Origin of the sequence: Nonomuraea sp. 3N208, from assembly GCF_052245935.1 — a bacterium.
Lineage (GTDB): Bacteria > Actinomycetota > Actinomycetes > Streptosporangiales > Streptosporangiaceae > Nonomuraea.
In genome coordinates this window covers 322,520-336,129 of sequence record NZ_JBQQBR010000008.1, presented here as the reverse complement: position 1 = coordinate 336,129, position 13,610 = coordinate 322,520, and the positions used below count along the sequence as shown (strand labels likewise).

Genomic DNA, 13,610 nt, shown 5'->3' with positions numbered 1-13,610 from the left:
GGCGGACACGGACGCGGCGTCGCCAGGTGCGACGGGTCCGGGTGGCGGGGCGCGCCATGGCGCCACAGACTTGGGCGCGACCGGCCCGGGAGAGGCGAGCCATGGCGCGACGGCCCCGGGACTGACGGGCACGGGTGCGGCGGGTCCCGGCGCGACGGGCCCAGGCCAGGCGATCTCAGGCGCGGCGGAGAGCGCGGCGACGCCCGCCGCAGTACGACGGAGAAGGCTGCTGGCGGCGGCGGCTGCGGTGGTCGTGGCGGTCGCCGGGACGTCGGCGGCACTCCTGTGGCGCGGTCAGGGCGGTGCGGTCGGCGTTCAGGACCAGAAGGGCCGCGGCGACGGCACGGCTCAGACTGGGAACGGCGATGGTGGTAGCAGTCACGCGACGACATCGACCGCGAGTACTACGGCGAGCGGAGGCGATCAGGCCGCCGCCCAGAACCCGCTCAGAGCCCAGGACAACGTACGCTTCTACGCCCCCGCCGAGCCGGCCGCCAGCCGCCAGGCCGACCAGTGGGCTGAGGACCGCCCGCTGGACGCCGAGCTCATGCGCAAGCTGGCCGCCGTTCCCTACGCCATTCGCCTGGGCGAGCCCGAGGTCAGAGCAAAGATCGACAACGTGATCTCGGGGGCAGAGCAGGCGGGCGGCGTCCCGGTGTTCCTGATCAACTACATGCCCGGTAGCGACTGCAAGCCCGCCACCCCGGCCGAGCTGGCCGCGTACCAGGAGTGGATCAAGGGCATAGCCGGCCAGATCGGGAGCGCCAAGGCCGTGGTGATCCTGGAGCCCGGCAGCCTGGTCAAGATCTCCGGCGCGAAGGACTGCGACCCGCAGGGCTCCCCCGACCAGCGGTACCAGGACCTCGGGAAGGCCGCTCAGACCCTCAAGGCCAACCCCGGCACGGCCGTCTACCTCGACGGCAGCCAAGATCTCTACCCGGGCAAAGAAATCATGGCCGAGCGCCTGATCGGGGCGGGCATCGACAAGGTGGACGGGTTCTTCCTCAACACGGCCGGCTACCAGCGCACGGCCAAGGCCGTCGCGTACGGCGAGAGCCTGTCGGCCTGCATCAGCATCCGGCTGGCCACCGGCGATAAGGCCTGCCCGTCCTACACCACGGTGGACCCGTCCACGATGCCGCACTTCGTCGTCGACACCGCCAGGAGCGGTCACGGATCATGGGCCCCGGCAGAGCACTACAAGGATCCGCAGACGTGGTGCAACCCTCCAGGCAGGGGCGTCGGTGACCGCCCCACCACGGCCACGGGCGAGGAACTGGTGGACGCCTACCTGTGGATCACCAAGGCGGGCGCGTCCAGCGGCCGGTGCCGGCGCGGCACCGATGGCGAGAAGGACCCGGCCCGCGGCGTGGTGGCGCCGGAGGCGGGCGAGTGGTGGGGCGAGATGGCGCTCGAAAGGGCGAAATTGGCCAATCCGCCGTTGCGCTGAGGTTACGTCCGTAAAGACATCCCGACGTTAAGCACAGCAGGGCCCATTCCTGGTGGCGCGCCGGTTGGCGTGGGCGCTGGCGACCCGGGGGATCACCTGCGCGCGTAGCCCGGCGGACTGCGCGCACCGAATGGGGGCAGCCGGTGCGGCTCCAGCGCAGTGAAAGTGCACTGCTGCGAGGGCAGGCGGGAGACGAAGCAGGCCGCCTGCTTGCACAACAGCACCACAACCAGTAGGGCGTCGGCCTGGGCTGGGGTGCGTGAGCCGCAGCTGCATCATCGAGGCAAGCCTTGCTGCTTAACGGTGGAGCACGAACAACCATCGCACACCTCCTGTAACTGCGACCTCACCCAACGCTTATGTTGCTGACTATTCTTGACCTTTTCCATACCGTTTTCGAATAAGAGGGTGGCGCTCGTCTCCCAAACACGAAGAACGGGGTCTCCACGCCATGAGGCAGATGAACACAGAATGGACAACGTGACCGCAAGCCTGCGCATCGCCCCAGAGCTGAGGATGTTCCTGCCCATGAGCCGCCGCCAGGAATGGCAGGAGGTGACCCCGGACGGCACGTCCACGCTGGGCCATCACGTGGAGTCTGTCGGCATCCCGCTGACCGAGGTGGGCCCGATGATCGTGAACGGCCGCGGAGTGTCCCCCTCCTACCAGCTCGCCTCCGGCGACGTGGCGGAGGTGCATCCCGTGCCCCGGCCACAACCCCTGCCCGAGGAGCCGCGTTTCCTGCTGGACGTGCACCTGGGCACGCTGGCGCGGCGGCTGCGCCTGCTCGGCATCGATGCCGCCTACCACAACGACATGGACGACCCGGCGCTCGTGGCGCAGGCCAACGAGGAGCGCCGGGTGCTGCTCACACAGGACCGCGGCCTGCTGCGCCGCCGCGCGCTGTGGTTGGGCGCGTACGTGCGCGGCTCCCGCCCCACCGACCAGCTACGCGACCTCCTCGAACGCTTCTCGCCGCCGCTGCGCCCGTGGACGCGCTGCACGGCCTGCAACGGCCGGCTGGAGCCGGTCGCCAAGCATGAGGTCGCGCCGCTTCTGGAGGCCGGGACGCGGCGCAACTACGACGTGTACGGCCGGTGCCGGGAATGCGGCCAGATCTACTGGCACGGCGCACACAGCGGCCGGCTGGAGGAAATCGTGCAGTCGGCACGTGCGTGGACTAATAGCGCATATTAGCGACTCTCCACACAAGTGGTAACGCAGCTTTCCCGATCTTCCGCTTCTAGAATGCACTTCGAGTTGATCTCAAAAATGGCTATCCACCAGCGCGTTCACCAGCAAAATCACCTTTAGCCCGTTACTCACATAATACGCCGTAACCGGTGTATGCTTGGCGACCAAGGGCACTCCAGAACAACTTTCACAGTTTGGCGTTAACGCACTTGAGCGCTAACGCCATCTTGGCGTACCCAAAAGCAGCCAGAATCCCCCAGTGCCCCTTATTGCCCGAACTTATTCTGATTAGGAGGTTTGCGCCATATGTCCGACAAATCGCCGCCCGCCGACGACGCCGGGCTCCCCTCACCGAGGCGGGGACACAGATGGAAGCAGGCGACCGCCGTCATTGCTACGGCCACGGCGCTGGTGGGCCTCGCCACCGCCGTGGTCTCTCTCACCCGGGTCAGCGCCGACAGCGACTCCCCCGCCATCACCATCACCGCACCGGAGACGGGAGCCGGCGCGACCGCCTCAGCCTGTCCCGTGGTCCGAGGCACGGCCAAGGTCACCGAGGGGCTGACCTTGATCGTCGCGGTACGTCGCACGACAGGCATGCCGCGCGCGAAAACGCAGTTCTACCGCGTCGACACCGTCCGCCCAACGGGGCAATGGAACGTGACGGTGTCCCTTGAAGCGGACGACCCCAAGTCGGCAGGCCAGTGGTATACGATCACGGCCTTCACCATGTCAGCCGCCTGGGCCAATTTCCTGGAAAAACTGGACGGCACCGCAGACGGCCCGTTGATGGTCGCGTCCACGATGCCGCCGCACGAAGGCGAGACACCTTCAATCGATGTTCAGCGGGAAGCCGGGCAGGGCTCCTGCTGAGTGCCGCCACTGTTTGCCTGGTCATGGAGGTCACCGCCACACCCAGGCAAACAGAGGTAGTGGTGAGGATAAACCACTCCTCTGTATAACCGTTCTTCTTCTTCCGCTGTTACCGACTGATTCTTCGTTGGAGTGGCGGGCGAGACTAGACCGCCAGTAGCCGGCGCACGTCGTCGCGCTGCAGTTCCTCGGCCTCCCCGGTACGTACGACATGCCCCGCGTCGAGGATGAGGAACCGGTCGGCCAGCCGCAGCGCGATGTCCAGGTACTGCTCGACGAGCAGCACGGCCATCCCGGAGGCGTGCAGTTGCTCGATGGCCGCCTCGATCTCGAGGATGATCGACGGCTGGATGCCCTCGGTCGGCTCGTCGAGGATGAGCATCCTCGGCCTGGTCACCAGCGCGCGGGCCATGGCGAGCTGTTGTTGCTGCCCGCCCGACAGGTGCCCAGCGCTGCGTTTGAGCATGGGCTTGAGCGCGGGGAAGAGGTCCAGCGCCTCGTCGATGGCCCGCTTGGGCTGCTTGGCGGCCTCCACGGTCACCAGCAGATTGCCCAGGACGGACAGCTGGGGGAAGCATTGGTGGCCCTGAGGGACGTACCCCATGCCGAGCCGCACCCGCTCGTGCGGCTTCAGCTTGGTGACGTCCCGCCCGTCGAACATGACGGTGCCCGCCGTCGCGGGCAGCACGCCCATGATGGTGTTGAGCAGGGTGGTCTTGCCGACGCCGTTGCGTCCCATGACGCACACGAGGCGGCCGGGATCGACCTCCAGAGAGACTCCGAACAGTACGCGTGCCCTCCCGTAACCTGCTTCAAGAGTGGTTACCGATAGCATCCTTGGGCCTCCTCCCCAGGTAGACCTCCTGAACCCGCGGGTCGGCGCTGACCTGCTCGACCGACCCCTCCACGAGGATCTTTCCCTCGTGCAGCACGGTCACCTTCGAGGCGTGCCGCCGCAGGAATTCCATGTCGTGCTCCACCACGATCACCGTGTGGTCGTCGGCGATCTCGGTGAGCAGTTTGCCGGTGCGCTCGCGTTCGTCGCTGGACATGCCGGCGACCGGCTCGTCCAGGAGCAGCAGCCGGGGCCGCTGCGCGAGCAGCATCCCGATCTCCAGCCACTGGCGCTGGCCGTGCGAGAGAACACCGGCTGAACGCTCGGCGAGCTCTTCGAGTCCCGTCCTGGCCAGGGCCTCCTCGACGGCGTCCGACACGCCTTTGCGGCGTCTGGCCAGCGACCACAGCGGCTTGCGGAAGCTGGCGGCCAGATCGAGGTTCTCGACCACGGTGAGCTCCTCGAACACGACCGAGGTCTGGAACGTGCGGCCGACGCCCAGCCGGACGATGTGGTGCTCCTTCTTGCCGACGAGGTCGTGGCCGCCGAACCGCACGGCGCCCGACGCGGGCTTCGTCAGGCCGGTGATCACGTCGATCAGGGTGGTCTTGCCGGCGCCGTTGGGGCCGATGAGGAAACGCAGCTCGCCGTCGGGCACGGTGAGGTCGACGCCGTCGAGCGCGCGGTAGCCGTCGAACACCACGTGCACGTCACGTAGCTCGAGCACTTCGCAACCTCCCCAGGATGCCCATGATCCCCTTCGGGGCGAACGTCATGACCAGGATGAACAGCGCGCCCTGCAGGTAGAGCCAGCCGTCGGCGAACTGCTCGCTGAACGCCGTCTTGGCGTAGCCCATGACCACGGCGCCGAGCACCGCCCCGGCCAGCGCGTGCCGCCCGCCGACCGCCACCGCGACGACCAGCTCCAGCGACGGCACCACGCCCAGCAGCGCGGGCGAGATGATGCCCACGACCGGCACGAACAACGCGCCCGCCAACCCCGCCATGCCGGCCGAGACGGCGAAGGTGACGGTCTTGACCAGGGCCGGGTCGTAGCCGAGGAACCGCACCCGGTCCTCGCCGTCCCTGACCGCGACGAGCAGCCGGCCGTACCTGCTGTTCACCAGCTGCCGGGTGGCGAGGTAGAGCACTCCCAGCACGCCGGCGACGACCAGATAGAGACCCCGCTGGGTGGAGTCCTGGGCGAGGTCCTGCCCGAACAGCTCGAAGAAGTTGGTCATGCCGTTGGTGCCGCCGGTCAGCCCCTGCTGGCCGACCAGCAGGATGACCAGCGCGGCGGCCAGCGCCTGGGTGAGGATCGCGAAGTACGCCCCGCGCACCCGCTGCCGGAACACCAGCGTGCCCAGGATCACCGCGAGCACCATCGGCCCGGCCACCGCCGTGCCGAGCGCGAACACGGGATTGGCGAAGGGAAGCCACAAAGCGGGCAGGTCCTCCACCCCGCTCCACACCATGAAGTCCGGCAGCCCGCCCTGCCCCGCCTCGGTGAGCTTGAGGTACATCGCCATCGAGTAGCCGCCGAGCCCGAAGAACACGCCCTGCCCCAGCGCGAGCATGCCGCCCTGGCCCCACGCCAGCCCGATCCCGAGCGCGACGATCGCGTAGCACAGGTACTTGGCGAGCAGCCCCAGCCGGAACGGCTCCAGCAGCAGCGGCGCCGCGACCAGCGCCACCACCGCGATGGCGGCGAACGGCAGGTTCCGTTTGATCATGTGAGCACCCTCGACCTGAGCACGAACATCCCCTGGGGCCGTACCTGTAGGAACGCGATGATGACCGCGAAGACGATCACCTTCGCCAGCGAGGCGTCCGACCAGAACTCGGCGTAGGAGTTCAGCAGTCCCAGCCCGACGGCCGCGAGCACCGCCCCACGCAGCTGCCCGAGCCCGCCCGCGACCACGACGAGGAACGCGTCGACGATGTAGTACGTGCCGAGCGCCGGCCCGACCGGCCCGATGAGCGTCAGCGCCACCCCGGCCACGCCCGCGAGGCCTGACCCGATGAAGAACGTCAGCATGTCCACCCGCCCGGCGTCGATCCCGCTGGTGGCGGCCAGCTGCCGGTTCTGCACCACGGCCTGCGTGCGCCGCCCCAAGCCGGTCCTGTTGAGGTAGACCCAGACCCCGACCACGCCAGTGATCGCAAGGGCCATGATGAACAGCCGGTTGTACGGCAGGATGCCCACCCCGCCCGCCAGCCACGAGGGGGCGGGCACCTGCACGTTCGGCGCCCCAAACAGGTCGCGGGCGAGCTGCTGCAGCACCAGGCTCACGCCCCAGGTGAGCAGCAGCGTGTCCAGCGGCCGGCCGTAGAAGTGCCTGATGGCGCCCCGCTCCAGGATCAGCCCCATGACCCCGGCCACCACGAACGCCGCCGGCAGCGCGAGCACCATGTCCTGCAGCAGGAACGCGGTGTACGCGCCCGCCATGATGAACTCGCCGTGGGCCATGTTGATCACACCCATCTGCCCGAACGTGAACGTCAGCCCGAGCGCGATGAGCAGGAGCACCGCCCCGATCGACAACCCGATCGGCAACTGGTTGACGAAAGCCGACATCAGGAGGCCGCCAGGCCGGACGCCCACGGGTAACCCTTGAGGTACGGGTCCGGCTTGATCGGCTTACCGGAGTCCCACACCTGCTTGATCAGGCCGTCGGGCTGGATGATGCCGATGCGGGCGGTCTTGTACATGTGCTGGTTCTCGCCGTCGATGGTGACCAGGCCTTCAGGGCGTTCGAGCGCGATGCCGGGCGCGGCCTTCTTGACGGCCTCGACCTCGGTCGTGCCGGCCTTCTTGACCGCCTCGGCCCACAGATAGACGGCGTTGTAGCCGGCCTCCATGGGGTCGCTGGTGACCTTGTTCGCCCCGTACTTGGCCTTGAACGCCTTGACGAAGGCCTCGTTGGCCGAGGTTTCCGTGGTCTGGTAGTAGTTCCAGGCGACCGGGTGGCCGACGATGTTGTCCACGCCGATGCCGGTGACCTCCTCCTCGGCGATGCTCACCGACAGCACCGGCATGGACTCCGAGGTCGCCCCGGCGCTCTTGAGCTGCTTGAAGAACGCGACGTTGCTGTCGCCGTTGAGGGTGTTGAACACCGCGTCCGGCTTGGCCTGCATGACCTTGTTGACGAGCGTGGAGTACTCGGTGTGGCCGAGCGGGGTGTACTCCTCGCCGAGGATCTCCATCCCGTTCGCGGCCGCGTACGCCTTGATGATCTTGTTGGCGGTACGCGGGAAAACGTAGTCGCTGCCGACCAGGAAGATCTTCTTCTTGCCCTGCTCCTTCAGGTAGTCCAGGCCGGGGATGATCTGCTGGTTGGTGGTGGCGCCGGTGTAGAAGATGTACGGCGAGCTCTCCAGGCCCTCGTACTGCACCGGATACCACAGCAGCGCCTTGTACCGTTCGAAGACCGGCAGCATGGCCTTCCTGCTGGCCGAGGTCCAGCCGCCGAAGACGGTGGCGACCTTGTCCTGCCTGATCAGCTTGGTGGCCTTCTCGGCGAACGTCGGCCAGTCGGAGGCTCCGTCCTCCGCCACAGGAACGAGCTTCTTGCCGAGCACGCCCCCAGCCTTGTTGATCTCCTCGATCGCGAGCAGCTCGGCGTCGCGCACAGTGACCTCGCTGATGGCCATCGTGCCGCTGAGCGAGTGCAGGAGACCGACCTTGATCTCGTTGGACTGAGCGGCGGGTTCGGCGTCGGATCCGCAGGCCGCGAGGGTGAAGAGGACGAGCGCGGAGACGACGATTGCGCGAGATGTGCGCACAGCGGTTCCTTCCTGCCGGGCGTTCCTGCCAGAAAGGTGACTCCGCGAGATTTCCCAGGTAGATCCCAGGCGTTAAGACGCCATTGCCGGGCGTTCACAAATGCACTTAATCCGATATGAGGGACTCATCCGCAGGGCGAAACCAACACGACATCACCCGGCAACAGTCAGGAAACGGCCGGTTCCTATGGTCCGGCCATGCGGCTTACCTCACACGAGCAGGAGCGGCTGCTCATCCACGTCGCCGCCGGGGTGGCGCGCGAGCGGCAGGCCAGAGGCCTGCGGCTCAACCATCCCGAGGCTACCGCCATCATCGCGTCCTTCCTCATGGAGGGCGCCAGGGACGGGCGCACCGTGGCCGACCTCATGGAGGCGGGACGTTCCGTGCTCGGCCGGGCCGACGTCATGGAGGGGGTGCCGGAGATGCTGGAGAGCGTGCAGATCGAGGCCACGTTCCCGGACGGCACGAAGCTGGTGACCGTGCACAGGCCGATCCCGTGATCCCCGGCGAGTACGTGCACCCCGACGGCTTCCTCGCGCTCAACCCCGGGCGAGAGCGGGTGACCCTGCGGGTGGTCAACACGGCGGACCGGCCGGTCCAGGTGGGCTCGCACTACCACTTCGCGGCCGCCAATCCGGGGCTGGACTTCGATAGGAAGGCGGCATGGGGGATGCGGCTGGACGTGCCTGCGGGCACCGCCATCAGGTTCGAGCCCGGCGTTGAGCGGGACGTGACGCTGGTGCCGCTGGCCGGCAACCGGGTGGTGCCGGGGCTGCGGCCGGAGTGGGCGGGGCCGCTCGATGACTGACGGAGCTCGGATCTCACGCGCCCGCTATGCGGCGCTCTACGGCCCCACCACCGGCGACCAGATCAGGCTGGCCGACACCGACCTGTTCATCGAGGTCACCGAGGACCTGTCGATGGGGCCCGCCGGTCCCGGCGACGAAGCTGTCTTCGGCGGCGGCAAGGTGATCCGCGAATCCATGGGACAGGCCAGGACCACCCGCGCCGAGGGCGCGGTCGACCTGGTCATCACCGGCGTCGTGATCCTCGACCACTGGGGCGTGGTCAAGGCCGACGTCGGCATCCGCGACGGCCGCATCCACGCCATCGGCAAGGCCGGCAACCCCGACACGATGGACGGCGTGGACCTGGTCATCGGGCCGTCCACGGAGGTGCTGGCGGGCAACGGCAAGATCCTCACTGCCGGGGCCGTCGACTCGCACGTCCACCTGATCTGCCCGCAGCTGCTCGACGAGGCCATCGGGTCCGGTGTCACCACGATCGTCGGGGGCGGCACCGGCCCCGTCGAGGGCACCAAGGCCACGACCGTCACCGGGGCCTGGTATCTCGGCCGGATGCTGGAGTCGCTGGACGCGTACCCGCTGAACTTCGCGCTGCTCGGCAAGGGCAACACGGTCAGCTCCGACGGGCTGGTCGAGCAGCTCAGGGCCGGGGCCTCGGGCTTCAAGCTGCACGAGGACTGGGGGACCACGCCGGCCGCCATCGACGCCTGCCTGAGCGTGGCGGACGCCTCCGGCGTGCAGGTGACGATCCACACCGACACGCTGAACGAGGCCGGGTTCGTCGAGTCGACGCTCAAGGCCATCGGCGATCGGATGATCCACGCGTACCACACCGAAGGGGCGGGCGGCGGGCACGCGCCCGACATCATCCGCGTCGCCGCCTACCCCAACGTGCTGCCCTCCTCCACCAACCCCACCAGGCCGCACACCGTCAACACGCTCGACGAGCACCTCGACATGCTGATGGTCTGCCACCACCTCAACCCGTCGATCCCGGAGGACCTGGCCTTCGCCGAGTCGCGCATCCGGCCGACGACGATGGCCGCCGAGGACGTGCTGCACGACATGGGCGCGATCTCGATGATCGGCTCGGACTCGCAAGCCATGGGGCGGATCGGGGAGACGATCATCCGTACGTGGCAGACTGCTCACGTGATGAAGGGGCGGCGCGGCTCGCTGGGCTCTGGACCGGCGGACAATCTACGAGCGCGCCGATATGTAGCGAAATATACGATATGTCCAGCTATCGCCCACGGGCTGGACGCCGAGGTCGGCTCCGTCGAACGCGGCAAGCTCGCCGACCTCGTCCTGTGGGACCCCGCCTTCTTCGGCGTCAAGCCGGACCTGGTGCTCAAGGGCGGCGTGGTGGCCTGGGCCCAGATGGGCGACGCCAACGCCTCCATCCCGACGCCGCAGCCGGTGCTGCCCCGGCCCATGTTCGGCGCCTCGCCGGTCACCGCCGCGGCCACCTCACTCCACTTCGTCGCGCCACTCGCCCTGGAGTCGGAGCTCGCCGACCGGCTGGCCGTGCGCCGGCGGCTGGTCCCGGTCGCGGACGTACGCCGGCGCGGCAAGTCCTCGATGCCCCTCAACGACGCTCTGCCGAGGATCGAGGTGGCGCCCGACACGTTCGAGGTCCGCATCGACGGCGACCTCATCGAGCCGGCCCCCGCCGCCAGCCTGCCCATGGCACAGCGTTACTTCCTGTTCTGACCAGCGAGATGTGATGTATACGATCTGATGAACCCGGCTCTGCTCCTGATCGCCGACTCCCGCCTGCCGGCCGGCGGCCACGCCCACTCGGGCGGCGCCGAACGCGCCATCGCCTCGGGGGCGGTGCACGACGTGCCGTCGCTGGCCCGCTTCCTTCGGGGGCGCCTGCACACGGCCGGCACGCTCGCCGCCGCCCTCACGGCCGCCGCCGCCCTCCAAGCCTCCTGTACGCCCACCCGCCCGGCCCCGGTCGGGGCCGGCACCGCAGCCGAGGCCGGGGCACATGCCGTGGCCGGGGCACATGCCGTGGCCGGGGCACACGGGGTGGCCGAGGGTCGGCACGTCACCGGAGGCCGGCACACCGTCGGAGCCGGGCGCGACGGTGTGGATGAGCCGCCTTGGGTGCGGGTCGACGACGGCGAGGGTGGCGGCGACGTGTCGCCCTGGGTGCGGCTCGATGACGAGGTGGACGCGCGGACCGCCTCCCCCGCCCAGCGGGACGCCTCCAGGACCCAGGGCAGGCTGCTCCTCCGGGTCGCCCGACGCGTGTGGCCGTCCGACGTGCTGGACGACCTGGCGCAGGCCGTTCCAAACCCGCACCACCCGATCGCGCTGGGCGTGGCGGCCCACGCGGCGGGGGCCACGCCCGAAGAGGCGGCCATGGCGGCGGCGTACCACGCGATCAGCGGCCCCGCCACGGCGGCGGTCCGGCTGCTGGGCCTGGACCCGGTCGCCGTGCACGCGCTGCTGGCCAACTTCACCCCCGATCTCACCGCCGTGGCCGCCCAAGGCCACTTGGCCGCCACGAACGCGCACCCGGCCCCCCACCTCGCCCCCCGCTGGGAGGCGTTGCCCGCGTACTCAGCACCAGCACTGGATCTCCTGGCTGAGCAGCACGCGCAGGCCGAGATCAGGCTGTTCGTCTCCTAAGGAAGGACCCTTACATGGGAGCCAATCACGACGACCATCACCACGCACCCGACGGCCGCGGCCGGGCGCTGCGGCTCGGCGTGGGCGGCCCGGTGGGCAGCGGCAAGACGGCCCTGGTGGCCGCGCTGTGCCGGACGCTGGGGCCGTCGCTGTCCCTGGGCGTGGTGACCAACGACATCTACACCACCGAGGACGCCGACTTCCTGCGCCGGGCCGGCGTGCTCGACGCCGAGCGCATCCTGGCCGTCGAGACCGGCTGCTGCCCGCACACCGCGATCCGCGACGACATCGCCGCGAACCTCGACGCCGTCGAGACCCTGGAGCACCGGTTCGGCCCGCTGGACCTGGTGATCGTGGAGAGCGGCGGCGACAACCTGACGGCGACGTTCAGCCGGGGGCTGGCGGACGAGCAGATCTTCGTGCTGGACGTCTCGGGTGGTGACAAGGTGCCCCGCAAGGGCGGTCCCGGGGTCACGACGGCGGACCTGCTGGTGATCAACAAGACCGACCTGGCCCCGATGGTAGGCGCCGATCTGGGGGTGATGGCCCGCGACGCGGCGAAGGTACGCGGGGAGCGGCCGGTGCTGTTCACGTCGATCAGGCAGGAACCCACTGCCGCCGCCGTCGCCGACTGGGTCTCCGAACGGGTGACGGCCTGGTCCCACGCCCACGCGTCCGCCGTCTCGTAATGCTTTCCCCACCCACCGGCACCACCGAGGCCGCCGCCGATCGAGCGCGAGCAGGACGTGGGCGGCGCCGGGCGATGCGGGCCAGTGCCGCCGTCGCGACCGTGCCGGCGGCGGACGGCCGGACAATGATCAGCCGGATGGCCTCGGATCCGCCGCTGACGCTGCGCCAGACCGGCCCGTGCACCGTCCACCTCGTCTCGACGGCGGCCGGGCCGCTCGGCGGCGACCGGCTGGCGCTGGACGTGGACGTCGCGCCCCGTACCACTCTGGAGCTGGGCTCGGTGGCGAGCACGCTGGTCCTGCCCGGCGAGGGCGAGTCCGAGATGCTGATCACCGCACGGGTGGGCGCGGGCGCGACCCTCCGCTTCACCCCCGAGCCGACGGTGCTCGCCGCAGGCTGCGAGCACCGCCTGATCGTACGGCTGGCGCTGGAGCCGGACGCGAGCGTCCTGTGGCGCGAGGAGATCGTCTTCGGCCGGTACGGCGAGGAGCCCGGCCGCTGCCACGCCCGTTTCGACGCCACCTGCGCCGGCCGCCCGCTGCTCAGGCAGGAGTTCACCGTCGGGGACCCGGCGCTCGACACCTCACCGGCCGTCTTCGGCGGGGCCCGCTGCGTCGGCACCACATTCCTTACGACGACCGCCAAGGAACCGCTCGTGGCCGACGGGATCGTGGTCCTACCCCTGGCGGCGTCAGGGACGCTGGTATCGGCTCTGGCCGGCGATGCGGTGGAGCTGCGTTCGCGCCTGGAATGGGGGGAAAAAGCGGCTTGCGCCGATGGTGATGACTCCGTTGCGTACGATGGCCGGACGGGCGGCCCCGGCATACAGTGATCGTGTGGCCGAAGACCTCAAGCCCGCACCGCCCGGCACCCGTCGCGGCCACGCGCTGGCCGTCGCCGTCGCCGGGGCGCTCCTGGTGTTCTGCGCGGTCCTGCCCTGGGCGGGCCTGGAGGCGAAGATCGGCCTGATCGGCGGCGGGGTGACCGCCGACGTGCGCGGCATCGACGACGCATTCGGCGTCTACGCGCTGGTGGCAGGGCTGGTGGCGCTGGTGTGCGGCCTGGCCGGGCTCCTCGCCCATCCGAGGCTCGCCGCCCTGGCCCTCATCCCTGGCGCGGTGGCCGTGCTGGCGGTGGTGATGTTCGTGACCGAGGGGAGCGGCGTGCAGGACCGGATCTCCATCGACCTGGGCCTGCTGTCGGTCGCACCGGTGATCAGATTCGGCTGGTTCGCGGCGCTGGCGTGCTCGCTCGGGGTCGTGGTGCTCTCGGTCCTGGCGTTGTTCCGCCGCGCGCGGGCCGATCGTTGACCGCGCCACAGACCCGCCGCGC

General features: G+C 69.5%; 15 protein-coding genes. 10 read left to right on the top strand and 5 right to left on the bottom strand.

Annotation, left to right across the window (positions count from 1 at the left end; genetic code table 11):
- The 3 genes from ACTWPT_RS15200 to ACTWPT_RS15190 form a co-directional block, all read left to right on the top strand.
- Positions 1-1,450 (top strand): glycoside hydrolase family 6 protein (locus ACTWPT_RS15200; protein WP_443177991.1); only part of this gene is annotated, 1,450 nt, incomplete at its 5' end.
- Positions 1,451-1,921: 471 nt separating this feature from the next.
- Complete coding sequence (locus ACTWPT_RS15195; protein ID WP_443177990.1) at positions 1,922-2,647, top strand: Mut7-C RNAse domain-containing protein; 726 nt, start codon at positions 1,922-1,924, stop codon at positions 2,645-2,647.
- Positions 2,648-3,055: 408 nt separating this feature from the next.
- A complete protein-coding gene (locus ACTWPT_RS15190; protein ID WP_443177989.1) occupies positions 3,056-3,517 on the top strand; it encodes a hypothetical protein in 462 nt (153 codons plus the stop codon).
- 145 nt (positions 3,518-3,662) lie between these two features.
- Here the strand turns inward: ACTWPT_RS15190 and urtE are convergent, their stop codons facing one another.
- Genes urtE through urtA form a run of 5 tightly spaced genes read right to left on the bottom strand, consistent with a single transcriptional unit; the run spans position 3,663 to position 8,138 of the window.
- A complete protein-coding gene (gene urtE, locus ACTWPT_RS15185) occupies positions 3,663-4,352 on the bottom strand; it encodes an urea ABC transporter ATP-binding subunit UrtE (RefSeq protein ID WP_443177988.1) in 690 nt (229 codons plus the stop codon).
- Positions 4,330-5,079, bottom strand: a complete 750-nt coding sequence (gene urtD, locus ACTWPT_RS15180) for an urea ABC transporter ATP-binding protein UrtD (protein ID WP_443177987.1) — start codon at positions 5,077-5,079, stop codon at positions 4,330-4,332. Before urtD ends, urtE begins: the two co-directional genes overlap by 23 nt.
- A complete protein-coding gene (urtC, locus tag ACTWPT_RS15175; protein ID WP_443177986.1) occupies positions 5,063-6,085 on the bottom strand; it encodes an urea ABC transporter permease subunit UrtC in 1,023 nt (340 codons plus the stop codon). Before urtC ends, urtD begins: the two co-directional genes overlap by 17 nt.
- Positions 6,082-6,930, bottom strand: a complete 849-nt coding sequence (gene urtB / locus ACTWPT_RS15170) for an urea ABC transporter permease subunit UrtB (protein ID WP_443178003.1) — start codon at positions 6,928-6,930, stop codon at positions 6,082-6,084. The genes urtC and urtB overlap by 4 nt, the downstream gene beginning before the upstream one ends.
- Positions 6,930-8,138, bottom strand: a complete 1,209-nt coding sequence (gene urtA / locus ACTWPT_RS15165; RefSeq protein WP_443177985.1) for an urea ABC transporter substrate-binding protein — start codon at positions 8,136-8,138, stop codon at positions 6,930-6,932. Before urtA ends, urtB begins: the two co-directional genes overlap by 1 nt.
- 198 nt (positions 8,139-8,336) lie before the next feature.
- Between urtA and ACTWPT_RS15160 the strand changes: the two genes are divergently transcribed.
- From ACTWPT_RS15160 to ACTWPT_RS15130, 7 genes are read left to right on the top strand one after another with little or no spacing between them, the layout of a single operon-like run.
- Entirely contained in the window at positions 8,337-8,639 is a 303-nt protein-coding gene (locus ACTWPT_RS15160; protein ID WP_138710073.1) for an urease subunit gamma, read from the top strand.
- Positions 8,636-8,947 (top strand): urease subunit beta, encoded by a 312-nt coding sequence (locus ACTWPT_RS15155; RefSeq protein WP_443177984.1) that lies wholly within the window; start codon positions 8,636-8,638, stop codon positions 8,945-8,947. The genes ACTWPT_RS15160 and ACTWPT_RS15155 overlap by 4 nt, the downstream gene beginning before the upstream one ends.
- Complete coding sequence (locus ACTWPT_RS15150) at positions 8,940-10,658, top strand: urease subunit alpha (RefSeq protein WP_443177983.1); 1,719 nt, start codon at positions 8,940-8,942, stop codon at positions 10,656-10,658. The genes ACTWPT_RS15155 and ACTWPT_RS15150 overlap by 8 nt, the downstream gene beginning before the upstream one ends.
- A 27-nt stretch (positions 10,659-10,685) precedes the next feature.
- Positions 10,686-11,588 carry an urease accessory protein UreF gene (locus ACTWPT_RS15145; protein WP_443177982.1) on the top strand — a complete coding sequence of 301 codons (903 nt, stop codon included), beginning with the start codon at positions 10,686-10,688 and terminating at the stop codon, positions 11,586-11,588.
- A 14-nt stretch (positions 11,589-11,602) separates the two neighbouring features.
- Positions 11,603-12,277: an urease accessory protein UreG gene (gene ureG, locus ACTWPT_RS15140; RefSeq protein ID WP_443177981.1), complete on the top strand. Its 675-nt coding sequence runs from the start codon at positions 11,603-11,605 to the stop codon at positions 12,275-12,277.
- Positions 12,277-13,110: an urease accessory protein UreD gene (locus ACTWPT_RS15135; RefSeq protein WP_443177980.1), complete on the top strand. Its 834-nt coding sequence runs from the start codon at positions 12,277-12,279 to the stop codon at positions 13,108-13,110. The genes ureG and ACTWPT_RS15135 overlap by 1 nt, the downstream gene beginning before the upstream one ends.
- A gap of 4 nt (positions 13,111-13,114) precedes the next feature.
- Positions 13,115-13,588 (top strand): hypothetical protein, encoded by a 474-nt coding sequence (locus ACTWPT_RS15130; protein ID WP_443177979.1) that lies wholly within the window; start codon positions 13,115-13,117, stop codon positions 13,586-13,588.
- Positions 13,589-13,610: the final 22 nt, after the last annotated feature.